The organism is Pedobacter steynii (assembly GCF_900103665.1).
In the GTDB taxonomy this organism is placed as follows: domain Bacteria; phylum Bacteroidota; class Bacteroidia; order Sphingobacteriales; family Sphingobacteriaceae; genus Pedobacter; species Pedobacter steynii.
In genome coordinates this window covers 46676-67590 of record NZ_FNGY01000014.1, presented here as the reverse complement: position 1 = coordinate 67590, position 20915 = coordinate 46676, and the positions used below count along the sequence as shown (strand labels likewise).

General features: G+C 38.2%; 16 protein-coding genes. 10 read left to right on the top strand and 6 right to left on the bottom strand.

Annotation, left to right across the window (positions count from 1 at the left end):
• Positions 1–248: 248 nt before the first annotated feature.
• Positions 249–2654, bottom strand: a complete 2406-nt coding sequence (locus BLQ87_RS29220; RefSeq protein WP_074612448.1) for a serine hydrolase — start codon at positions 2652–2654, stop codon at positions 249–251.
• 228 nt (positions 2655–2882) lie between these two features.
• Here BLQ87_RS29220 and BLQ87_RS29215 point away from each other — a divergent pair, with 228 nt between their 5' ends.
• Positions 2883–4037, top strand: coding sequence for a helix-turn-helix domain-containing protein (locus tag BLQ87_RS29215; protein WP_074612447.1), 1155 nt, complete (start codon positions 2883–2885; stop codon positions 4035–4037).
• A 137-nt stretch (positions 4038–4174) separates the two neighbouring features.
• A complete protein-coding gene (locus tag BLQ87_RS29210; protein ID WP_172664992.1) occupies positions 4175–5644 on the top strand; it encodes a serine hydrolase domain-containing protein in 1470 nt (489 codons plus the stop codon).
• Positions 5645–5858: 214 nt separating this feature from the next.
• Here the strand turns inward: BLQ87_RS29210 and BLQ87_RS29205 are convergent, their stop codons facing one another.
• Positions 5859–6521, bottom strand: a complete 663-nt coding sequence (locus BLQ87_RS29205) for a hypothetical protein (protein ID WP_074612445.1) — start codon at positions 6519–6521, stop codon at positions 5859–5861.
• Entirely contained in the window at positions 6512–6928 is a 417-nt protein-coding gene (locus BLQ87_RS29200; protein WP_172664991.1) for a YcxB family protein, read from the bottom strand. The genes BLQ87_RS29205 and BLQ87_RS29200 overlap by 10 nt, the downstream gene beginning before the upstream one ends.
• A gap of 1155 nt (positions 6929–8083) precedes the next feature.
• Between BLQ87_RS29200 and BLQ87_RS29190 the strand changes: the two genes are divergently transcribed.
• From BLQ87_RS29190 to BLQ87_RS29175, 4 genes are all read left to right on the top strand, one after another.
• Positions 8084–9544 carry a DUF3375 domain-containing protein gene (locus BLQ87_RS29190; protein ID WP_074612442.1) on the top strand — a complete coding sequence of 487 codons (1461 nt, stop codon included), beginning with the start codon at positions 8084–8086 and terminating at the stop codon, positions 9542–9544.
• Positions 9541–10113, top strand: coding sequence for a DUF4194 domain-containing protein (locus tag BLQ87_RS29185; protein WP_074612441.1), 573 nt, complete (start codon positions 9541–9543; stop codon positions 10111–10113). Before BLQ87_RS29190 ends, BLQ87_RS29185 begins: the two co-directional genes overlap by 4 nt.
• 46 nt (positions 10114–10159) lie before the next feature.
• Complete coding sequence (locus tag BLQ87_RS29180; RefSeq protein ID WP_218129468.1) at positions 10160–13507, top strand: ATP-binding protein; 3348 nt, start codon at positions 10160–10162, stop codon at positions 13505–13507.
• Between the two features lie 237 nt (positions 13508–13744).
• Entirely contained in the window at positions 13745–14494 is a 750-nt protein-coding gene (locus BLQ87_RS29175) for a 4'-phosphopantetheinyl transferase family protein (RefSeq protein ID WP_074612439.1), read from the top strand.
• 66 nt (positions 14495–14560) lie between these two features.
• Here the strand turns inward: BLQ87_RS29175 and BLQ87_RS29170 are convergent, their stop codons facing one another.
• Positions 14561–15172 (bottom strand): hypothetical protein, encoded by a 612-nt coding sequence (locus tag BLQ87_RS29170; RefSeq protein WP_074612438.1) that lies wholly within the window; start codon positions 15170–15172, stop codon positions 14561–14563.
• Positions 15173–15442: 270 nt separating this feature from the next.
• On the opposite strand from BLQ87_RS29170, the gene BLQ87_RS29165 reads away from it, so the two are divergent.
• The gene (locus BLQ87_RS29165; RefSeq protein ID WP_143010579.1) at positions 15443–15826 is read left to right on the top strand and encodes a hypothetical protein; all 384 of its coding nucleotides are present in this window, start codon (positions 15443–15445) and stop codon (positions 15824–15826) included.
• Positions 15827–16105: 279 nt separating this feature from the next.
• Here BLQ87_RS29165 and BLQ87_RS29155 read toward each other — a convergent pair whose 3' ends face one another.
• Together BLQ87_RS29155 and BLQ87_RS29150 are read right to left on the bottom strand one after the other, a co-directional pair.
• Complete coding sequence (locus tag BLQ87_RS29155) at positions 16106–16564, bottom strand: cupin domain-containing protein (RefSeq protein WP_216857879.1); 459 nt, start codon at positions 16562–16564, stop codon at positions 16106–16108.
• 131 nt (positions 16565–16695) lie between these two features.
• On the bottom strand, positions 16696–17610 hold the full coding sequence (locus BLQ87_RS29150) for a hypothetical protein (RefSeq protein WP_143010578.1): 915 nt from the start codon (positions 17608–17610) through the stop codon (positions 16696–16698).
• 296 nt (positions 17611–17906) lie between these two features.
• Between BLQ87_RS29150 and BLQ87_RS29145 the strand changes: the two genes are divergently transcribed.
• The 3 genes from BLQ87_RS29145 to BLQ87_RS29135 all read left to right on the top strand — a co-directional run bounded on the left by BLQ87_RS29145 (position 17907) and on the right by BLQ87_RS29135 (position 20756).
• Entirely contained in the window at positions 17907–19505 is a 1599-nt protein-coding gene (locus BLQ87_RS29145; protein WP_143010577.1) for a hypothetical protein, read from the top strand.
• A gap of 220 nt (positions 19506–19725) precedes the next feature.
• Positions 19726–20172: a hypothetical protein gene (locus BLQ87_RS29140; RefSeq protein ID WP_143010576.1), complete on the top strand. Its 447-nt coding sequence runs from the start codon at positions 19726–19728 to the stop codon at positions 20170–20172.
• Positions 20173–20381: 209 nt separating this feature from the next.
• Positions 20382–20756: a hypothetical protein gene (locus BLQ87_RS29135; protein ID WP_074612432.1), complete on the top strand. Its 375-nt coding sequence runs from the start codon at positions 20382–20384 to the stop codon at positions 20754–20756.
• Positions 20757–20915 lie beyond the last annotated feature (159 nt).

Genomic DNA, 20915 nt, shown 5'->3' with positions numbered 1-20915 from the left:
TACTAATGTTTATAAAGAATTTATAATTAGTATAAGGTGATAAACGCCCATATTTAATGCCTGGAGTATGTTTATTGTTCTTGAAATCAACGAATTAACTGTGAAAAAAAATCAAAAAAAGGTTAGATTATGTCTTGTGTTGGCGTCCTTGCCAACACAAGACATAATCTAACCCTGGCGTCCTCAGGACCGTGTTAAAATTCCTTAACTTAATGGCATTGAGGTAGATACCGGGTATATAGGAGCAATCAATGTTTTATTTTTTCAAAAAACAGGTTTTTAATCTTATCAGAATTTAAATAAAACCCGGTAATGTTTTCTCGTTTGTCACGAGTAAACCAAATACTACCAAAATTCCTGGAGCTACTTAAGAATAGGTCTGTCTGGGTAGGGGTGAAACTAATTAGGGGTTGGTTTTTATTGCTTGTAAACAAGCCTTTTTCATTTTGAGACAAGGTGTATGTTGTCTTTAGTGCATTGTTATAGAAGGTACCCGTAAACTCAGTCAAAGCAGTAGCAGCGTGATTGATGGGCTTGTAGGCTTCGTATACATACTCATCGCTTTCACCAGAAGTGTAAACCATTTTCATAGTACCGCCTTCTTTGCGAAATTTCACTATGATCACATCATCGCCATTAACCACCATTTGAAAAATATTTTCTGATATTGGTACGAGGAGGCTTCCGTCATTGCTGCCTAAAACTTGGTAGCGCAATGTGTCATTTTCCACATAAATCCTGCGGGACGCCACATGTTCACTGTCCCAATAATGGCCACTATATGTTTCTAATTGTTGGCGTGTTAATTTTATGGTTTTAAGCTTGTCGAAATCAATATTTGCGGGTGCAGGAAATATATCTCCAAGCACTTCAGTAGCCATATTCATGGCAAGGGCACCATTGTATCTGTTGTTGTTGCCAAGAACAAATGAAGTGACATTCTGATTTGGAAATATGAAAATATTACTGGCATAACCACCCTCTAAACCAAAAGTCCAGATTTTTGGAACACCTCGTTTCGCATGCTGATATTGTTGTCCGTATAGCAATCTTCCTGCAGTAGGGTTAAAAGTGGTGATGCCATCATTTAAAGTAACAGGCGAAGTCAGTTTTTCAATTAATTTTTTACTACCTATTTTGGGGTTCTCAAAATTGACATACCAGCGACTTAGATCTGCCGCAGAAGTATAAAGATTGGTCGTTCCAATAATAGAATAGTTGATATAATTATTCTTTAACCCGTTTTTTCCAACTTGGTAGGAGACAGCCATATCAGGTACGATCAGTTCATTTTCATCATAAAACAGGGTATTGGTCATACCCAGGGGTTGAAAAATATGTTGCTGAGAAAAGGCTGCCAGGGTTTGCCCGGTAACTTGTTTTACGACTTCAGTCAATAAAATGAGTCCTGATGCAGTCTGAGCAAACTTTGTACCCGGTATGTGGTCCAATTTCTTTTGTTGAAGGATTAAATCCAAAGCATCTTGCTGTGTAAAAAGATCTTTGTCTCTCCAGCCTGCAATTTCTTTTAAGGCTGAAAAGTCGGCCAATCCACTCGATTGGCTTAACAAATGCTTAATGGTTATGGGATATCCAAAATCAGGAAATTGTGGAATATATTTATGAACATCATCAGAGAGAGACAGTTTTCCCTGTTCTTCAAGCAGTAAAATTGCAAAGGCTGTAAATTGCCTTGACATATTACCAATTTGAAATTTGGTGTCTGCGGTGTTGAGTAATTGACGGTTAACATCGGCACTTCCAAACGCTTTTAAGTAGACAATTTTACCATTCTTTAACAGCCCTGCTGCTACGCCAGGTGTATTTGGAGCATTGTCCCACTCCGAAAAGACCTTATCCAGGTTCTTAGTTGTTTCTTTCTGTAGGTCCGGGGTGTTAGCCTCAATAAGTGTCATGACTTCATGAGCCATTTTTGATGCAGAACTAGGGTCCTGTCCGGTTACAAATCTGCCATCAACAATGGTAAAACTGTCCCAACCTTTATCAGAATACACAAAGTTACCTCCATTGCTTTTTATGGCCTGGTCAATTACAAAAGGAAATGTTTTATAATATTCTTTTTCCCTGCTTTCAAACTTGTTCGGAAACCCTGTTATCTTTTTGCCGCTATACAGTGATTTTCCAGCATCATCTTTTAGGTAGGCTAAGCCTGCAGTGCCATGACAAATTGCGGCAACTACTCCGTTCCCGTTATAAATTTCCCTTGTAATGTTTTGAATCGTTTGATTTTCTGCCACACCAAACATAGCTGCTCCGCCACCAGTATAAAAAACTGCACTATAATCGTCTGTCCAGATGTCTGATGGCTTTAAAGTATGCTTCAATTTGTCCATGAAAAATACATCATAAAGATATTTTTTCTGAATGCTATCAGATGAATTGATATAACCAATCGGAATTGCTCCACCCTCGGGGCTGATGAAATCAACTGTAAACCCTGCTTTTACAAACAGATGATAAGGAATGACAATTTCCTCAAAGTGATTCGCGGCAGGAATTTTACTGTTGCCATAAAACGCTTGATTGGAGGTGACAAACAAGATCTTTTTTTGCGCATAAGCACGGGTAAGCAATGAGCTGAATAAAATGCCCATCATCATCACCAGATAAAATTTAGAAGTCGATCTATACATAAGTGTTTTTTTGATTGCAAATGTATTTGACACCTTTGCCTGTAAGGGCTTAGTTTGCGAAATGGGAGTACGATATTATAGAGTTGAACTCATTTTGATTACCACGGGCTATTAAATTTGCGCTTTATTTTGTGAAAAATTTATCTAAATTCGTCGCAAAAGAGGAACGGGTAGAAGGGCTAAAAAGGAATTTTTCCAAACTAAATGATGAACAAAAAAGAATAATGAATGGATAAAATCAACTTGTTAGTTGTTGTGACGATAATCTCCCTCTTCATATCACTATTTCTCGTGTTTTTTCTGTTCACAGTTAAAACAAAACACAAGATCAGTAATGCGCTGTTTGCGCTTTTTTTATTAATAACCGCGATAGATATTAGTGAGCCTCTAGTTAATTTGCTAGCTAATGGCCCCTCAAATCTGGGAATGCTAAGAACCACATTTGCTTTCTTACAAATTCCTGTTCTTTATCTGTATGTTTTATCTGTTTGTTATGCTGATTTCAAGCTTAAACCCAAATACATACTTCATCTGCTTCCATTTTTAATAGGGAATATAATTTTATTACCTCGTTTTTATACGGTAGATGCCGCTGCTAAAATTAATTTTATTATAAATCGTAAAAGCATGATTGAGCTGCCGCTCAATCATACGCTTTTTCATATTCAGGTAGTGGTTTATTTTACTGCCATTTTTATGCTGTTAAGAAAAGCAAAAAAGCTATATCTTGAAAATTATGCAGGCAGCAGTATTAATTCCTATAAGTGGCTGTTTCAGTTTACGAGCGTACTTACTAGTTTTTATTTGATCGTCATTTTAAAAAATGTGTTTAAATTTTCTAATTATCCACATATCTCTGAATGGATAAAAATTGGAATCCTGGTATTTGAATTGTTTATTATTTGCTGGTATTTATATAAAGCATTAAATAATCCTGGTTTATTTAGAAATATTGATTCAAAACTAAAGCTTGTTTCCGATCTTATTTTAGAGGAAAAAAATGGGGAGCAATTGGCGGTAACGGAAAAAGAATACCATCAGGACTTATTGAAATTAAAGCAGTATATGGCTGAAGAAAAACCATTTCTTAATCCTTCTTTAACAATTCAGGATGTCTCTAAGGATCTTAAAGTTCCTGTTCGGGATTTATCTCTTTTAATTAATCATAAATTGGAGCAGCATTTTTATGATTTCGTTAATAGCTATCGCATAGAACGGGCTATGGATATTTTAAAAGACGTTACAAAAAGTAAGGTCACTATTTTAGAAATTCTATACGAAGTAGGCTTCAATTCAAAATCTTCTTTTAATACTGCTTTTAAAAAGCATACAGGCAATACGCCTACTTCCTATCGCAAGGGTCTGCAAAACAGTAATTTGTAATTACCTGTACTTGTTTTTGTAATTACCCGTACTTATTTTTTTAAACAAATGCGTTCGACTACGCTTACTCGGTCGCATAGCATCGGTTTCTTCCTCATGTTTGTATCGAAATGATTTTTGATATAAAAAACAATACGATGAGAAGCACCCTTTATTTACTAATTCTCCTACTAACAATTTCGAGCTGTCAGATACGCAATAAGGCTTTGCCGAAAAAAGGAGACTATAGCTTTCTAGGGGACAGCTTACATATTGAACAACAATTAGAAAAATACAAGCTCCCAGGATTTAGCGTCGTTGTTTTTGAAAATTATAAGATTGTATATTCGGGTCAGGAAGGATTAAAGTCAACGAATTCTAAAGAAAAAATAGATGAAAACACTGCTTTTTCTACCGCATCAATTACAAAACCAATAACAGCACTTCTTTGCCATATACTTGAAGAGAAAGGCTTGATTAATTTAGATGATCCGATAGATAAGTACTTAAAACGTTGGCATTTGCCAAAAAGTAAGTTTACTGAAAACAATAGCCCAAACTGGAAACAATTTTTTAACCATACCTCTGGTACAAATCAAGGCGGATTTTCAGACTATTATGAAGGAGATACAATTCCTACGATAAAACAAAGTCTTTTAGGACAGATTCCAAGATATGATAAGGAAATTGAATTCCTGTTCACACCAGGAAGTAATTTTGAATACAGCGGTGGCGGTTATGTAATTATCCAAATGGCATTAGAAGACACTTTAAATAAATCTATTGGAGAACTTGCACAAGAATATATTTTTTCACCTCTTGGTTTGAAGAATACAACAATGATACAGCCTAATGAAACTGGATTTCCGACCAATGTTGCTTCTGTTCACGATAAAGATGGAAAAGTGATTAAAAAAGGCTTGCCAATCACACCGCAAATTGGCGCATCAGGGGTATGGTCTACACCAACAGATTTAGCTAAACTTTCTATTGAGATACAAAATGCTTTGCGCAATAAAAATAACAAAGTGATTTCTCATCGCATTGCACAAAAAATAACGGAAGTTACCACTTTGAAAAATGCAGTTGGGGGCTGGGCTTATGGATGGCAAAGATCTGTTAATTATAACAACTACGACTGGTTTATGTGTAGTGGTTCCAATACTGGAGTTGGCGGTAATATTTTTGCGACTATGACAGATGGGAACGGCTTTGTAATTCTTGCGAATGGAGAAAGCCCAAATCGTATTCCGGTGATGAACCAGGCTCGGATAAAGCTGCTGACCTTGATGGGCTGGAACAATAAAAGAGCTAACGACGACATTCAGGAAATGCCCTTAAGTATGAAAAAGCAACTCATCGGGACTTATAACGACTTCCTCTATGGGCAGGGAATGGAAACTAAAATTGTAGAAAAGAATAACCGTCTCTATATTGAATCTGCCTTTTTGGAACATTTTAAAGGAAAAAATAACAATGAGTTGGTGTATCTGAAAAATGGACTATTTAAAATTATAGATTATCCTAACCTGCTAAAATTCGATTTTAGCAATGAAAAGGTAAATTCTGTCACCTTAACAAGAGGTCATTTGAATGTTAAAGTCCTGCTGACTAAAAAAGAAAAATAGCCGTGTAAAGGCATCCCCTCAATTTGGTTTTCCCAATATAGATTTTGGAAAATTAATAGCACTGAATCCCCAATAATCTCTAAATAATGCAATAGAACAGCCGTTGACTACTCTAGTCAATGGTTGTTCTGCCTTAACAGATAGTATGGTGTAGCTACGAATAAATTTATTCATTAGATGGAGGTGGTTGCAAAATAACTTGGCTGGGGTATGTTTAATTTATCGCGTTGTCATACAGCTTTTCGCCGGGTTTTAAACGCAGAGATAGGAGACTGTCAATGGAGGTAATACTATGTTCGGATCCATCTGCCGGGCACTCATAGAATGCCCAATCAAATGCATATTTAGGTTTATAACCAAACTGAATTGATAAACCATTATTGCTATTATGGGTTACCCTTATAGGGAATCCGGAAAGTGAGGCTATATCCATATAAATTATATCTTTATTGATTACATGATATTCTCTGTCAAACAATCCGGTTCTCTTGAAATCCCCTGATTTTATTCCTGTTGGCTTGTCTATAATGATCAAGTAGGGGTGGTTACTGTGCTGTATGTTAATGCCAACTGTTCGATCTAAATATAGATGTGAAATAAAAAGCAATGCTAATAATCCGGCCTCAATTGCTGAAATCCAGAACAATTTTATCTTGCTGAAATTTACAAGACTACAATCAATCACTAATGCAATTGTGGCAATAAACATGGCGCCTAAGGGCAGTATTCCACCTAAGCTACTTCCTCCGGTTAGCCTGCTGTAATTATACAATGTAGGAATGGCCCAAATAAATACCAATGGAATTAACAGTAAAAATAGAGTTGGTTTATTTCTAAACCTGTTTATTGTTCCCTTGATCACATGTTTTATCGCCATTTCCAGTCGAGTTGTACAAAGTGCGGTATATTATGGTTCCTGATCATTTCATTTACTTCGTTATTTAATGAAGTAAGGGTTTTAGGAATAATTAGATTAGGTCCGGTACTCAATTTCAAAAAGTAGTAATCCTTAATTTCATTTACTGCTTTGATTTCCGAAATCTTTACGTTACTATCGCTGGCACTGTCAATCATTCTGATGTGGTCATCAATAATTTTAATTTGTACGCTTTCTTCAGATTGACAATTGAAATTGTTCTTTACGTGTTTTTTATAATGTCTTTTATGACGCCACCGCAAGTAAATATTTCCAAAGCAGAGCACAAGGAAAGTACAAAATAAGCCATAGTACATCAGGAAAACTCCTTCTTTTAAATAGCCATAACAGGCTAATAAAAGACTCATACCGAGTAGGATAAGGAAAGATTTTTTGCGTGATTTGATTTTTATGGGGTTTGTAGATGCTTCATATAGTTGAAACGTAATAAAGTCGTTTTCGTTGAGTGTAAGTGTATACATGTAGTGCGTATGGTTTAATTACAGATCTTTAATGTAATTGGATTCTTCGACTTTCTGAAATTATATAATTTGTCGTGATGAATATACATTCTTATTGAATCAGTGATCAAAAAGAGTGTGTCTTTCTTTTGTTCACATTTACCATCTAGAAAACCAGTAGAAGATCCGGGGCTGTCCCTAGACGATATGTTAAATTCATTGTATTTACTTTGACTTATCGATTATAAAGGTTGTGTCATTCAAACTAAAAGCCCATGAATCATAAGCGCTTCTGGATTGATTCCTCAATTCAACAGTAAAAAGCCAATTGGTAATTAGCGCTGCAATTATAGAATTGACAAGAAACATAGCACTGTATGCTCGTTTTGTAAAGAATAGTATGCCTCCAATGATAACATTTATTATAAAGACAAATGGTACTACCAAATAAATGACCATTGCTGATCCTGGTCCAAGATCTGAATTTATAGCCCAAAGCCAGATGACCAGAATATCAATAAGTGCGAGAGCTAATGAATATTTAAAGAATTTTAGCGATAGAAAATTCATATTAAGTGCAAGGTAAGCATTCGCTTGTTATTAGTTGAAATCTGATCAAATTTTATGCAATGTTAAAGAGCTGGAAATAAGAAATTTTCCGATCAATATTTTCCGTAAAAAAATATTTCAATTTAGTTGTGGATAGTTGATTCCAGTTTAGTTACTTTTGGCCAAAATATGGCCTCCAGGTCTTGTAACTGACTATTTTCAGGTGTCTTACTATTCTGTATCAGAAAGTAAACGCACAAGATTACCACAAAGTATAGAGGATTAAACGATTAAACCGCTGTAAATCAAAGGTCACAGCGGCTTATGCTGTTTGCGTTCCTTAGGGTTTGTTTTAGTGGTAATTTAACATTGGGCATGTAAACTAAAAGTTAATGCCTTGAATGCCTGTCTTGTTCAGGATATTTCTGCATGGAGCGCTATGGTATTGCATTTTTCCGGTTTTGGGGAAAGGCTGGAAAGAGGGATTTATTTTTTTAAGAATGTAAGGGGTTAATGATAAATAGTGACAAAATATTAGAAGTTTTAAATACTTCACCCAGTGTGGATATGCTGAGGTTACGCAACCGGGATATGCTCATTGTCTTTTTAATTGAAACCTTTATCAAAGGGCAAACTGTCGTGTCATCTGATCAAATTCACAATCAATTGACCGATTACCTCGATTTTAAACAAATCGAACAGGATGAGGATATGGAGCTGGAGGCATTTGATACCTATGAGGTAAAGGCCAGGAAATACATTAGAAAGTGGACTGATAGTGGTTTCCTTACAAATTATCAGGACGACAAAGGAGAGGTGTTTTACGAAATGTCGGCCCATGCCAGTAAAACCATAGATTGGCTGACGAGTTTAGAAAAGAAAGAGTTTGTGGGGGCTGAATCGAGGTTTAAGGATCTTTTTAGTCAGCTACGGGATTTGGTTGAATTTACTGACGATGACCTGCAAAAGCGGGTGGAGTTGCTCGAACAAAAGAAACTGGAGATTGATCAGCAGATCAATGCACTGCACAGTGGCGATGGTTTGAAAGTATATGAAAATTTTGAAATTATACCGCGCTTTAATCAGTTGACCCAATCTGCAAAGGAACTGCTTTCAGACTTTAAGGAGGTAGAAGACAATTTCAGGGAAATTACCCGTCATATTTACTTAAAGCATTCAGAAGGAAACCTGACAAAAGACCATATACTTGAATTTACATTCGATGCACTCGATGAGCTGAAGGAGAGTCAGCAGGGTAAAAGTTTTTATGCATTTTGGTCTTTTTTGCTTAACCCTGATCTACAGGAGGAATGGGGGGACCTGAGCAAATCACTGTTTAACCGGATGGAGGATAAAGAGATCCCGGTAAAGGATTTCTTTCTGAAAGACATGAAGAAATTCTTACATTCTTCGGGGCAGAAGGTGTATAAGGCCAACGATAAAATGGCTGAAAAGCTGGGCCGGATCATCAGAGAAAGTGAGCACTCCAAAGTTCATGTTACCCGAAACCTGATTCACGAGATCAAAACACTGTTGATTGAAATCGGGAAGAAAAAGAAAAAACCAGATGTTGGTTTTATGCTCGAGGCAGAACCGACGATCAACCTGCCATTTGAACGCAAACTGACCTTTGATCAAACAGAAGAAATTACGTATAAAAACAAACCTAAAAGAGCGGACACAGATTTTCTTCAGGCTGAAAACCTGGTTCGGCTGTTTGGAAAAAAACGGGTAGACCGGGAAGCCATCAGGAGCCGGATAAAGCATGTATTGGCAGATAAAACACAGGCAAGCCTGGCTGAAGTGATTGAGCTCAGCGGAGGAATTGATGATGGCTTACCGCAATTGTTTGGTTATTTATCGGTGAGTAAAGATTTTAAACATACCATTAACAAGGACAAAATGGAGCGGATCGTATTTGATCGTAAAAGCCTAAAGTCCATTCATATACCAGAAGTAATATTAACGAAATGAGTAATTTGAACAATCACTTGAAACCATATTCGAAAGCAGTAGTTAAATTGCTGAAACATGGTACAGTATACAGCAGTGCCGCTGTATGGGAAGAGTTATTGTACTACCAGGAAGAGATTCAGGAGTATGTAAATGTAATAGGGCTGGAGCTGATCATGAGAAAAGATGAAGGACTGGCCTTTGTTACCCAGTTTGAAGACGAAGAGGGAAATACACTGGGACTGGTGAGTCGCAGGCAGATAGGTTTTGAAACCTCGATCGTATTGGTGGTCTTGAGGCAGCTGCTGGAAGAGTTTGATCACAATCCAACCCAGATCCAGGCGAACGAAAAATTGATCAGCCATAGCGGTATACTGGAAGAGGTGGAACTGTTTTTACCAGAGAAATACAACCGTGTTAAGCTGCTGCAGGAAATGGACAGCAGTATTAAAAAGCTAACAGAATTTGGATACCTGAAGATCGTAAAACAAGAAGCCAATCCTTTGTACCAGATTCAACGTGTAATTAAAGATAAAGTGACCTTAGATATATTAAAAGATTTTAAATTGAAGCTGGAGGAGTATGTATAGTTTGTTTAGCACAAGTTCTGACAAAGCAGGTTTCAGACTTCAATATATGGAAATATACAACTGGGGTACTTTTGACGACCAGATTTTCCGGATTTCGCCAAAAGGAAATAACTCCCTGCTGACCGGAGCAAATGCATCCGGAAAAAGTACGTTTATTGATGCGTTGCTTACTTTGCTGGTTCCCGTTAAAAATGACAGGTTTTACAATCAGTCGTCGGGTGCAGAAAAGAAAGGCGACCGTAACGAGGAAAGTTATGTATACGGTCATTATGGCAATATACAAAAAGAGGGGGAGCACAGTACCACCACCCAGAAACTGAGGGATCATACCGCGTATTCAGTTTTACTCGCTTGCTTTGAGAATACCGATGGACAGGTGGTTACCTTATTCCAATTGCGATGGTTTAGCAATAACGAGTTGAAACGCTCTTTTGGAATTGCCCGGGTACCACTTGAAATTGAAAAGAACTTTACGCCTTTTGATGGAAAAGGGAACTGGAAAAAACGTCTTGAAAAATTATACAATACCGGGATTCAGAAAAAGAGGATAGAGTTTCAGGACGGACCCGTGAAGTATGGTGAACGCATGGCGCAATTGCTGGGCATGCGCTCTGTAAAAGCATCAAGCTTATTTAATCAGGTCGTAGGGGTTAAGGTTTTAGACGATCTGGACGATTTTATCCGGGTCAATATGCTGGAGCAACTGGATGCAGAATACGAATTTCTACAGCTGAAAGATAACTTCATGACGCTGATGGATGCCAAAGTAAATATTGAAAAGGCCAAAGAGCAGATTGCTCAGCTGATTCCTATTCATGAACTGGCCATCCAGCTGGAAGAAACGGGTAAAAGGCTAAAAGTCCTGGAGTCAGATCGGGAAATAGCGGTGTATTGGTTTACCGCAAAGGGAGCTGAGCTTACTGCTATCGAATTAGAGACACTCAAAGTTAGGATGGCAGTCTTGAATGATGAGATTGCGGTACTGAAAGCGAAAGAGGAGGACTTAAAGATTCAGGAACGGGACCTGGCCATTGCGATTGCAAATGACGAAGTAGAAATACAACTTGAAAAACTTGTTGAAGAGATTACCAGGTTGGAACGCGATCGTGACCGCAGTAAATTTCGTTCAGATAGCTATAATGGCCTGGTACAGGGTCTCGAATTACCTAAAGATCCTGAACGTTCAACTTTTGAGGAGTCAAGGCTGCTGGCCGAACAAAAGAAGAAAGATTGTGACACTCAGCGACTGGCAGAAGATGATTTGATGCGGACTGCCCGCAATGAAGAAGATGAACTTAAAACCGAGGTTGAAGGGCTGGTGGCAAGGGTCCAGTCTCTTCAGAAAAGCAAGAATAACATTTCGGGGCGTGAAGCTGATATCCGTGAAGATATACTGGCACACATTGGTGCTACCGCTGATGAATTGCCTTTTATTGGTGAGCTGATCAGGGTACGTGATGAAGACAGTGAGTGGGAGCTGGCGATCGAAAAGGTGCTTCATAATTTTGCATTGCGAATTGTGGTGCCTGAAAAATATTATAAACAAGTGAATGCCTATGTAAATAGCACCAACCTGCGGGGACGCATTACCTATCAGCGTTTTCAAGGTCACACCTCTATCGGCAGTATGCGCCATCACATGCAGGAGGAAAACCTGCTGGTAAATAAGCTGGAGTTTAAAACTTCAGGTAACTACGCGGAATGGCTGGAAGAGATGGTGAGCGGGCAATTTGATTATGCCTGTGCGGAAAGTCTGGAAGAGTTTGACCATTTTTCAGAAAAAGCGCTGACCAGGGAAGGTTTGATAAAAGGGGTTAGAGGGAAGCATGAGAAAGACGACAGGGCTCATGTATCCAAACGGGAAAATTTTGTTTTAGGCTGGGACAATAAAGAAAAGATCGGATTACTTAAAAAGGAGCTGGAGCTGCTTCAGGTACAGCAGCAAAAGAATCTGGAACTCATCAAAAGACTAGCCAACGGGCTTTCGGAAATTGATTTAAAGAAAGAGAAATTGTCTTCATTTTTGTCTTTGTACCAGAGTTTCGACGACATCAACTGGGCAGTATTTGCAACAGAGATCCAACAGAAAGCGGCGATGAAACAAAGCCTGGAGAAGGCTAATGATAAAAACCGTGTTTTAAAAGATCAGCTTACCGTGGTGAAGGGATTACTCGCTGCAAATGCGCAGGGCCTGGAAGTTAAAAACAAACAAAAGTATAAGCAGGAAGATAAGCTGGAAGACTTGCAACTTGAACTGGACGGGCATAGAACAACATTGGATATGTTTCGCGATAAACAAATTGATGTGGTCACATTTGAAACGGCCCATCCCCAGCTCAAAGAGATTGAATATGCAAACTTTACCACCGCAAACACAGCTTTCAGAGAGCATATCCGAAATGAAACCAGTCGTTTGGAAAAGGAAAGAAACAGTAAAGAGCATGTGATTGTCCTCAAAATCAATGCTTTTAAACAACCCTCAGAAGAGCTTACACAGAAATTTAAGGATTGGCGTGCCGATGTAAGCATGCTCCCTGATGCTTCAAATCTGGAGTTCATTACCGAATATAACGTCTTTTTAAGGCGCCTGCAAGAGGACAACCTCCCACGACATGAGAAAAAATTTGATGAGTATTTACAGGAAACAATTACCAATAAGATTGCGGATTTCAGAATGTTTTTTGAAAACTGGTCTGATGCCATCAGGGAAAATATAAACGTGTTAAACGAAGCTTTGAGTGGCATCGACTTTAAGACCAATCCCAATACGTATATACAGCTGGTGGTTCCCACAAAACTGACGGAGGATGTTAAAGAGTTCAGGACCTTACTGCAAAAGGCCATTCCCAATGTTAAAACCATTGAAAGTGTGGCTGATGGGAAACGTATTCATTTTGACCAGCATATTGAACCGTTGATCCGCAGGCTTGAAAAAGAAGAGTGGCGTAAAAAGGTGATGGATGTGAGGGGCTGGTTTTCGTATAAAGCAGAAGAGTTCTATAAGGAAACAGGGACGAAGTTTAAGACCTATGAAAATATGGGGCAGCTATCCGGAGGTGAAAAGGCACAATTAACCTATACCATCCTGGGATCGGCCATTGCTTATCAGTTTGGCTTAACCAAAGGTGGCTTGCAAACCAATTCTTTCCGCTTTATCGCGATCGATGAAGCATTTAAGGCTCAGGATGAGGATAAAGCAAGATACCTGATCACTTTGTGTAAACAACTGCACCTTCAGCTTCTGGTGGTCACACCGAGCGACAATATACATATCGTAGAGAACGACATTTCATTTGTTCACTTTACGGAACGAAGAAATGAGCGGAGCTCATGGCTATATGATATGCCTATAGAACAGTTCTTGAATGAACGTGAACAATTTGAAGCAAGCTAAGCCTATAGCGCCCCTTAAGCAGCACTTAGGGACTCAAATCATTAAAAGCAACTTGCAGGGGAATTTAATACCCTGCAAGTTGATGTCTGCCCTTTTCATGCGTATCGAAGCGTATTTCCATCATGAGACCCTACAAAAGTGAGGCAGAGCAGCTGGAGAAACTCGCCCGGATTTTAAATTTAATCCCGGATTAGCTTGTTTTGTTTTATATATTTAGCCGAATATCCCCAAATCGAAATGAGTGATGGCCTTCTCCTCTTAAACAGAACTGACCGGACTTTTAAAGCTGGATTTTCCATTATAAAAGAAAATTTAACAGGCTTGAGTCAGTATTTTTCGCTTCTTCATCCCAATGAACGGACCTATCTGGATTCTTTGAGATTTGATCGCCGCAGGGCGAGTTATTTACTCGGCAGGGTGGCTGCAAAACATGCAATTTCAAGACTGGAAGAAGGAGTGGGGATGGATGCCGTATTTATTGATTCCGGTATTTTTCAGTTTCCTGTTGTAAAAAGTAAGCTCTTGTCGAATGTTCAGGTTAGCATTACGCATTGTGATGACCTGGGGCTTGCATTGGCATTTCCGGAAGATCATCCTTTGGCTGTCGATATTGAAAAAATTGACGCCGCTCAGGCGGAGGCCTTTGAAAGTCAGCTGACTGCTGAAGAGCTCCGGTTGATCGCTAAGGTTGAACCCGAGCCCTTGATAGGTTGTGTAACAGTCTGGACCATAAAAGAAGCCCTGTCCAAAGTCTTAAAAACCGGTTTTATGATTGATTTTAAAGTGCTGGAAATTCAGTCGCTCGAAAAATCCGGTCATTGCTATACCAGTGAATTTATACATTGCGGGCAATATAGGGCAGTCTCCTGCAGGCATGGCGATTATATTTGTTCTATTGTCCTTCCAAAGCAGACTTCCTGTGATTTAAATGATTTCTGGCTTGCTTTTAAGGAAGTCGCAGGAATGCGTTCATCAACCTCTGAATAGGGTATCTATATCAAACGGTTTCCTTTGGTCTCGGAAATGATGCAATAATACAAGTTGATTCCGAAGCTATTTTTCAATTGCAAATCCCTTAATTGTAGGAGTGGAAGGATACAACGAATTCAATTCCTGCAACTTTTGATCGTATTCTTCTTTATTGATAACTTCATTGTCCAACAACCAGGTCAGGGAATAGTATTGAGGTTCATAACTGAGATTTTTATTCATTTGTCCAAACCTTTGTAGGAGAAATATCCGGCGTCTGGATAGAATTTCATCAATGAAGTGGTCAACAGCTTCTATATTTGGCTTGTCACTAAATAACTCAATTGGGTTTAAATTAGCTGAGTTTGTAATATAACGGGCTTTTTTATAGGTGATAAAATATAGTAAGATAGATGATGGAATCAATGCAAGGAGGAACAACTGCATACTGGGTTCAATTTTTGGTTCGGTTGTGTCGAAATAAAAGATAATGGATACAACTGTGAAAAAGGCGGCAACCAACAAGTATGCATTTAAGCCATTTTTCCAATAAATGATCTTGGTTCCAATGTTTTCATATTTTATTTCGTACTCATGTACCTTTCCTGCACTACTTGAGTGGATCAAAAGCCCGTCTTCCATAAAACGGAAGTGTCTTTTATCAAGTAATCTTTGCTGAGAGAAATCATATTGCATGGTACGTTAATTTATGAGCACCAAAGATAATAAAAAAACTATTTTAATATAAATTGCGGGTTGCTGTACGGCCAAATTGCTTCAAATACTAAATTTTATTAGAAAGATATTATTCATCTTTGATCGCTTCTTTTTTCAGAGCCAAAAGTACATCATAAAGATGACAGGATAAGGAGATGAGGAGGGATTCTGAATTTAACGACAGATTTTTCTTAAATGAATAAAATAAAGACCATTAATTACATCGTAAAAACTTGTAATATTTTCAAAATGAAGCGCAGTTTAATCTGCCTGGTATTTTGCATGTTCCTGCTATTTTCATGTGCTAAAAAACTACAGCCTAAGGTCTCCTTTCGTGATATCCGAAAAGCTGAAATCACAGCACGTCAAAAGCAATCAAGACAAAGGTTAGAAAAGGCGTCGCATATAGATGAGGATGATGCTTTTCAGCTGATCCATAACGCAAATACCTCGTTTTATCCAAAAAAATCAGGAGATTTAAATTGTATGAAGGGAAAGGTTGTTATTGAGATTTTTGAAGATAGTACCCGGACTAAAAAAAGTAGTACCCGGCTCGAGACCTTATACGACAAAAACGGACTTACAAAACGATCTGTTACCTATATTGATAAAATAGTGTTTTCCACTGAATAACGCCAAAGGTTGCCCTCATATCATATACAATTATAATACTGAGGGCAAATTGATTGCAGTATACGAGTATCTCTACGAGAATTATTAATCTCCATATATAAGGAAAAAAGATGACGAATTATACAAAAGAGGAATTAGAAGAAGCGCATAGGGCCATCATTTCGACTATCGGTAAATGCGAGAAGGCAATGCTCAAATTAAAAGAAAATTCGGCCCAACACACATTGCTATCTCGCAGGATTAAAGCTTTTCGTATCTCTGTTGAGCTGATAGAAAGAGCTAAGGCACATTACTTACCATTTTGAGAACCGGTTTTCCTTTTTCCACAATATAAGTGGCAAGTTCAACTGCTTTATTACTACCAACGTTCCTCGCTGCATGAATTTTGCCTGCAGGGATAAAGAGCACATCTCCGGCTTTAAGTGTTACCGGAGGCTTACCCTCGATCTCATATTCGAAAACTCCTTCAAGGACATAGATCAGCTCTTCGCCCGGATGGGAATGTTTTCCGAATGAAGCCCCTTTTTCAAAATCTATCCGTACCTGAATGGCTTCGCGTCCAGGGACACTAAGATCTTGTCTTTGAAGTGCGGTGCGCTTTATTCCTGGCTGCTGTGCTATTGCCTCAGCTGGACCGAACGATAATGCAAGAATAAAAATAGTGATTGTACTCCATAAGAAGGTTTTATACTTTTCCATTGTTTCTAATTTCAATTGTTTAACTTTTCTGTTATTCATATGAAATCGCTTTGATTTCATAGTCAAACGTAAGGCTATATTGGCTTTAGGATAATCAACAATTAGTTGAAATGGACAAAATCAGCAATGAAGCAGACATGAAGTGTATTAAAGAATTTGCCAGTGATCAGCTATCGCGCTTTAGGTTTCTTTTTATGGGGCCTATAGGGGATACTGTCAAACTTCATTTTATAAGTTGGTTTTAGGTAAGAATACGTAGTTGTCTTAAGATTTTTATCCTGTACCGGCTTGAGTACTGCCAATAGATTATTTGCCACATCGGGATTTTGTTTTCTTTGAGTCGCACTAAAATCAAATATTCTGGCAAGGTGACGGGCTTGAGATGCCATGCTCATATCAGGTAAAGAGAGGTAGCCCTTTTCAGTCAGCTGATGGATCAGTTCCGCAAACTCCTGCTGTGGGGCGAGCCAGTTAATTTTAAATATGTCATTGCTCGCCTCGGTTAACGTTGATCCTGGATTTTGTAAGGGTTGATCCAGTGTCGGTTCGAGGGTGATCAATTCTACTTTGTCAGACAGCAGTAAGATCAGCATGTCTGTCATTACATCGGCAACGCGCTTTGGCAGCGAGATGTGATGGAAAAAATTAAGCTGGATATCCTCAGCTTCCCTCACTTCCTTATAAAATTTCAGCAGGTTTTTAATCACCAAAAGATCGTTTGGAATGCAGGCGAAAACAGGTTCTTTACGCAACTTTTTAATGATCCGGGCAAAGCCGTAAAAAACATTGTCGATCCATTCATTGATATATTCGTCGATATCAAGCAAGATGCTGTCTCGTTCGAGATCCTCCAATTCTCTGATACGCTCGCCCAGGGTATCAATAAAGTCTTCATTCCCATGATATTGACGGTAATAATGCATGAACGAACTCAGTATAGTCACTTCATCACTTTTGTCTGAAGTATACAAAGGCAGTGACTCGAAATTTTCAGCATACCAATCGTTCAGATCTTTCTTTGACAATTTGTAGTCAGATAAGCTGCTTGTGATATAGGTTGTTGCTGGCTGCTTATCTACTGTCATGAGAAGCAGACTGATAATGTTTAGGTGTTTTTGGAAACTATCTGTATGTGTAATCATGGTTTTTTTTCTCAAAGGTGTCTCCTTTTTTCGCTAAATCAAATGGTTTTTCAATTACGTAATTCGCTGATTTCATGATCTGGAAATACGGTACCAGCCATCGTAGCTTTTTTTAGTGGCTTGCATCGCAGCCTCAGCTATTGTTTCCTAATATTTTGAATTTGATCAAATAATGGCTAAATTATATAGGGCAAACAAACACCCAAATGTTTGCCGGTCATCATGTAAAAACTAAAGAGATGAAAAAGCGCGTTCTCATTAGCGTCCTATTGGTCGCCTTGTTTTTCAACCACTTAAATGCACAGGTCAAAAAAGCCGTAGCGAAACCTAAAGGAAAACCGGAAGCTGCGAAAGAACCTGTTTTCAACAAAACGGATTTCTTTAGCCAGACGCCTGATGGGGCGGTACAGATCTTCAACGATGAACTCAAAAAGCTCCAGATCGTGCTCAAAGATATACAGGAAACCATTACTTACGATTATGATGCGAAGGGCAAGAAACTCAATAGTATTGCTGCTACTTCGAGAAGACTGATCTTCGACAAAGGCCTCAACGCGTCTATTGTTGCAGATAAGAATGACTATATCACTGAAATCTCTCTCGAACTGGGTAATGGCAATGGGAGACATTTTAAGTCCATAAAAAAAATGCTGAGCCTGACTGGTTGGCCGGTGATCGCGCTGAATGAGTCTGATACTACCTTTCGGAATGGGAATCTCGTGGCGACCACTTTTTCCTATAAAACACTGAATGAAGATGGAGAGGAGACGGGTAAGAATGGATTTGCGCTTAGTATGAAGCGGATCAGTCCTTATGCCTATGTACCCAAAGAGCTCAGGCAGTTCGATCCCCAGGATATCATTGTGCATGACAATGCCGAAGATGTAGGTTATGCGCTGGTTGAATTCATGAAAAAAATAGGGGTAAACCTGCTTTATCAGGATTATGAGCAGAGCTTTGCAATGGAGGGGAAGTTGTCTGGCTACAGTCGAAATTATAATTTCTCCAATTCAGTTTTTGTGACGATCGGAACCTCGGCATTACGGAAAATGAATCGGATAGAGCTGACTTGCAAGGATCCCATCACCTTTTCTAAGCTAAAAAAAGCCCTCGGCATTCAGCAATGGGCAAAAATTGGTAACGACCCTGAACTTGCTGCAGATTATTATGAGTACAAAAATATACGTTGCAATGTTTATTCCAGTGCAAAATTTATATGGCTTGATATTAAGCCATTAGAAGAAGATATGTCTTCGAGGCTGGAGAATACAAAGACACCGGGATTCGATGACCTCGCCACTCTTTATCAATCAGGATCGCCGGAACAGGTGATAAAGACGATATCGAGTAATTATGTGAATGGAATGAATTATAACAATGATTTAAAAAAGTGGGTTGCTGATCCACAGGTCGATAAGCTAAAATTTTATTTTAAAGTTCCCAACGCCCCAGTTGCGGTATGTATCTTCAACTACAAGGTTTCATTAAATGATAACAACAGCCTTAGCATGTATCTTTACTCCAAGGATACGCAATACCTGAAGGACATCCTTTCACAATATCAGAACAGTCCTTCCGGATCGAAATATGTTTACATGTTAAAAAACGACAACAAAGTTGTTGAACAGCCTATTGATTTTGATGAGATTTGGTTCATGGACCGGGCAGTCAGATCGCAGCAGCTGGCCCAGCAGGAACGGCAACAAGCTGAAGTTGCGAGAAAAAAAGAGCAGGACAGACTTGATGCTATAGAACTAGAGAAACAAAAAGCTGCCAGATCAATGGAAACATTGAATAAGCTGGGGGATTTCTTAAAAGCACCGAGGAAGAAGCCATAGTGCTCTGTTTCTTTAAAAAATCATTTTTTTTATTTCCGTAAATTGCTAATTGCAAGCTGGTTATGCTATGTGGGCTGTTCTGCTATGTTTATTTGTTTGCTGTCTTGGTATATTTGAATACTTTAAGTAAATATTTATAAAATGGGCTCGATATTCTTTGTGTGTTACACTTATGATGGCCCATTGGGTATTATTGAGGCTGGAAGAAGTAAAATATTTTATGAGAAATGCGACTATAATATCATTAATACTCTGCAGTTTATTTTGCAAAGCGCAAAAAGAAGTGAGTATCGTTGCAAAATTTAAAGCACTTAAGACATTTGTACCGTACCCGTTTTTGCCAAATGATAGCGTCATCAGATTTCAAAAGCGAAAATATTTGGTGAAAACTAAAGCATATCTTGAAAATGGTGAATTTATAGGCGTCGATATTTGGAATGCTTTAGGGTATGTGGAGTACACAAAAAATGAACTTTCTAGATTTTCTGAACTTTTTTACACTAACAACGAAATAGACCTCGCTAAGACTGCTAAGATAATAGATGATAAAGACTTTAACATTGATAGTAAAACTTATCGGATCAGATTTTTTAATAAAAAACGGAAAGAGATCTATTTTTTTGCAGGGATTGATCCCGAATATTTGCATATTATCAGATATAAATGAGCCTTCAACGATGATATTTGATTCGCCAATTAACCTACTGACAACAGACCAATATTTAAGAGTAAAAGCTTCCGAACCGCCCTTAAAGCTTCGGACTATATAGTACTTCTAACACAGTAAAGGATACCCGGTGGACCCCACTTTCGAGATTACAAGTCTGGACACTGGAGTAAAAAAAAATTAGGTATCCAAGATAAAATTATTAAACAATGGATTTATATGAAGAATGGGAGTTAATAGCGTCTCCATTATTAGAGTTTTATTTGTACGAATTAAATGATGGGTTTGACGGGCTTAAAATTATTCTAAGAGAATCTGGCCAGTCGAACAGAAGACTTGAAATATTTTATTCTAATTTTCTAGGATACAGATTGACTGAAGAATCAGGTCGTCTCAAAACATTATATGAAAATGATACGCTTGGCCCATTTAATAAAACAAATGCTTCCGAGTTTATAAGCTGGTTTATTGAGGAAAGCAGGGGTATACCTAATGAACATCATTTGGTTCATTATAATATTCTTTCTTCAAACAAGATATTAGATGTCATTAGTAATAAAGAGCCAATTGTTAAATGGCTATAATAGCCAGTCTGGTCTTAGTATGACTCGCGAAGATCTAAATGAGCCTTTAATATTGTAAACCGGGATTGAATATTTAAATCCCGGTTTTTTTTATAGCATTTAAGGAAATGCTATCTACTACATATGAGGAAATCCCATAAGTATACCCTGGCTTAAACT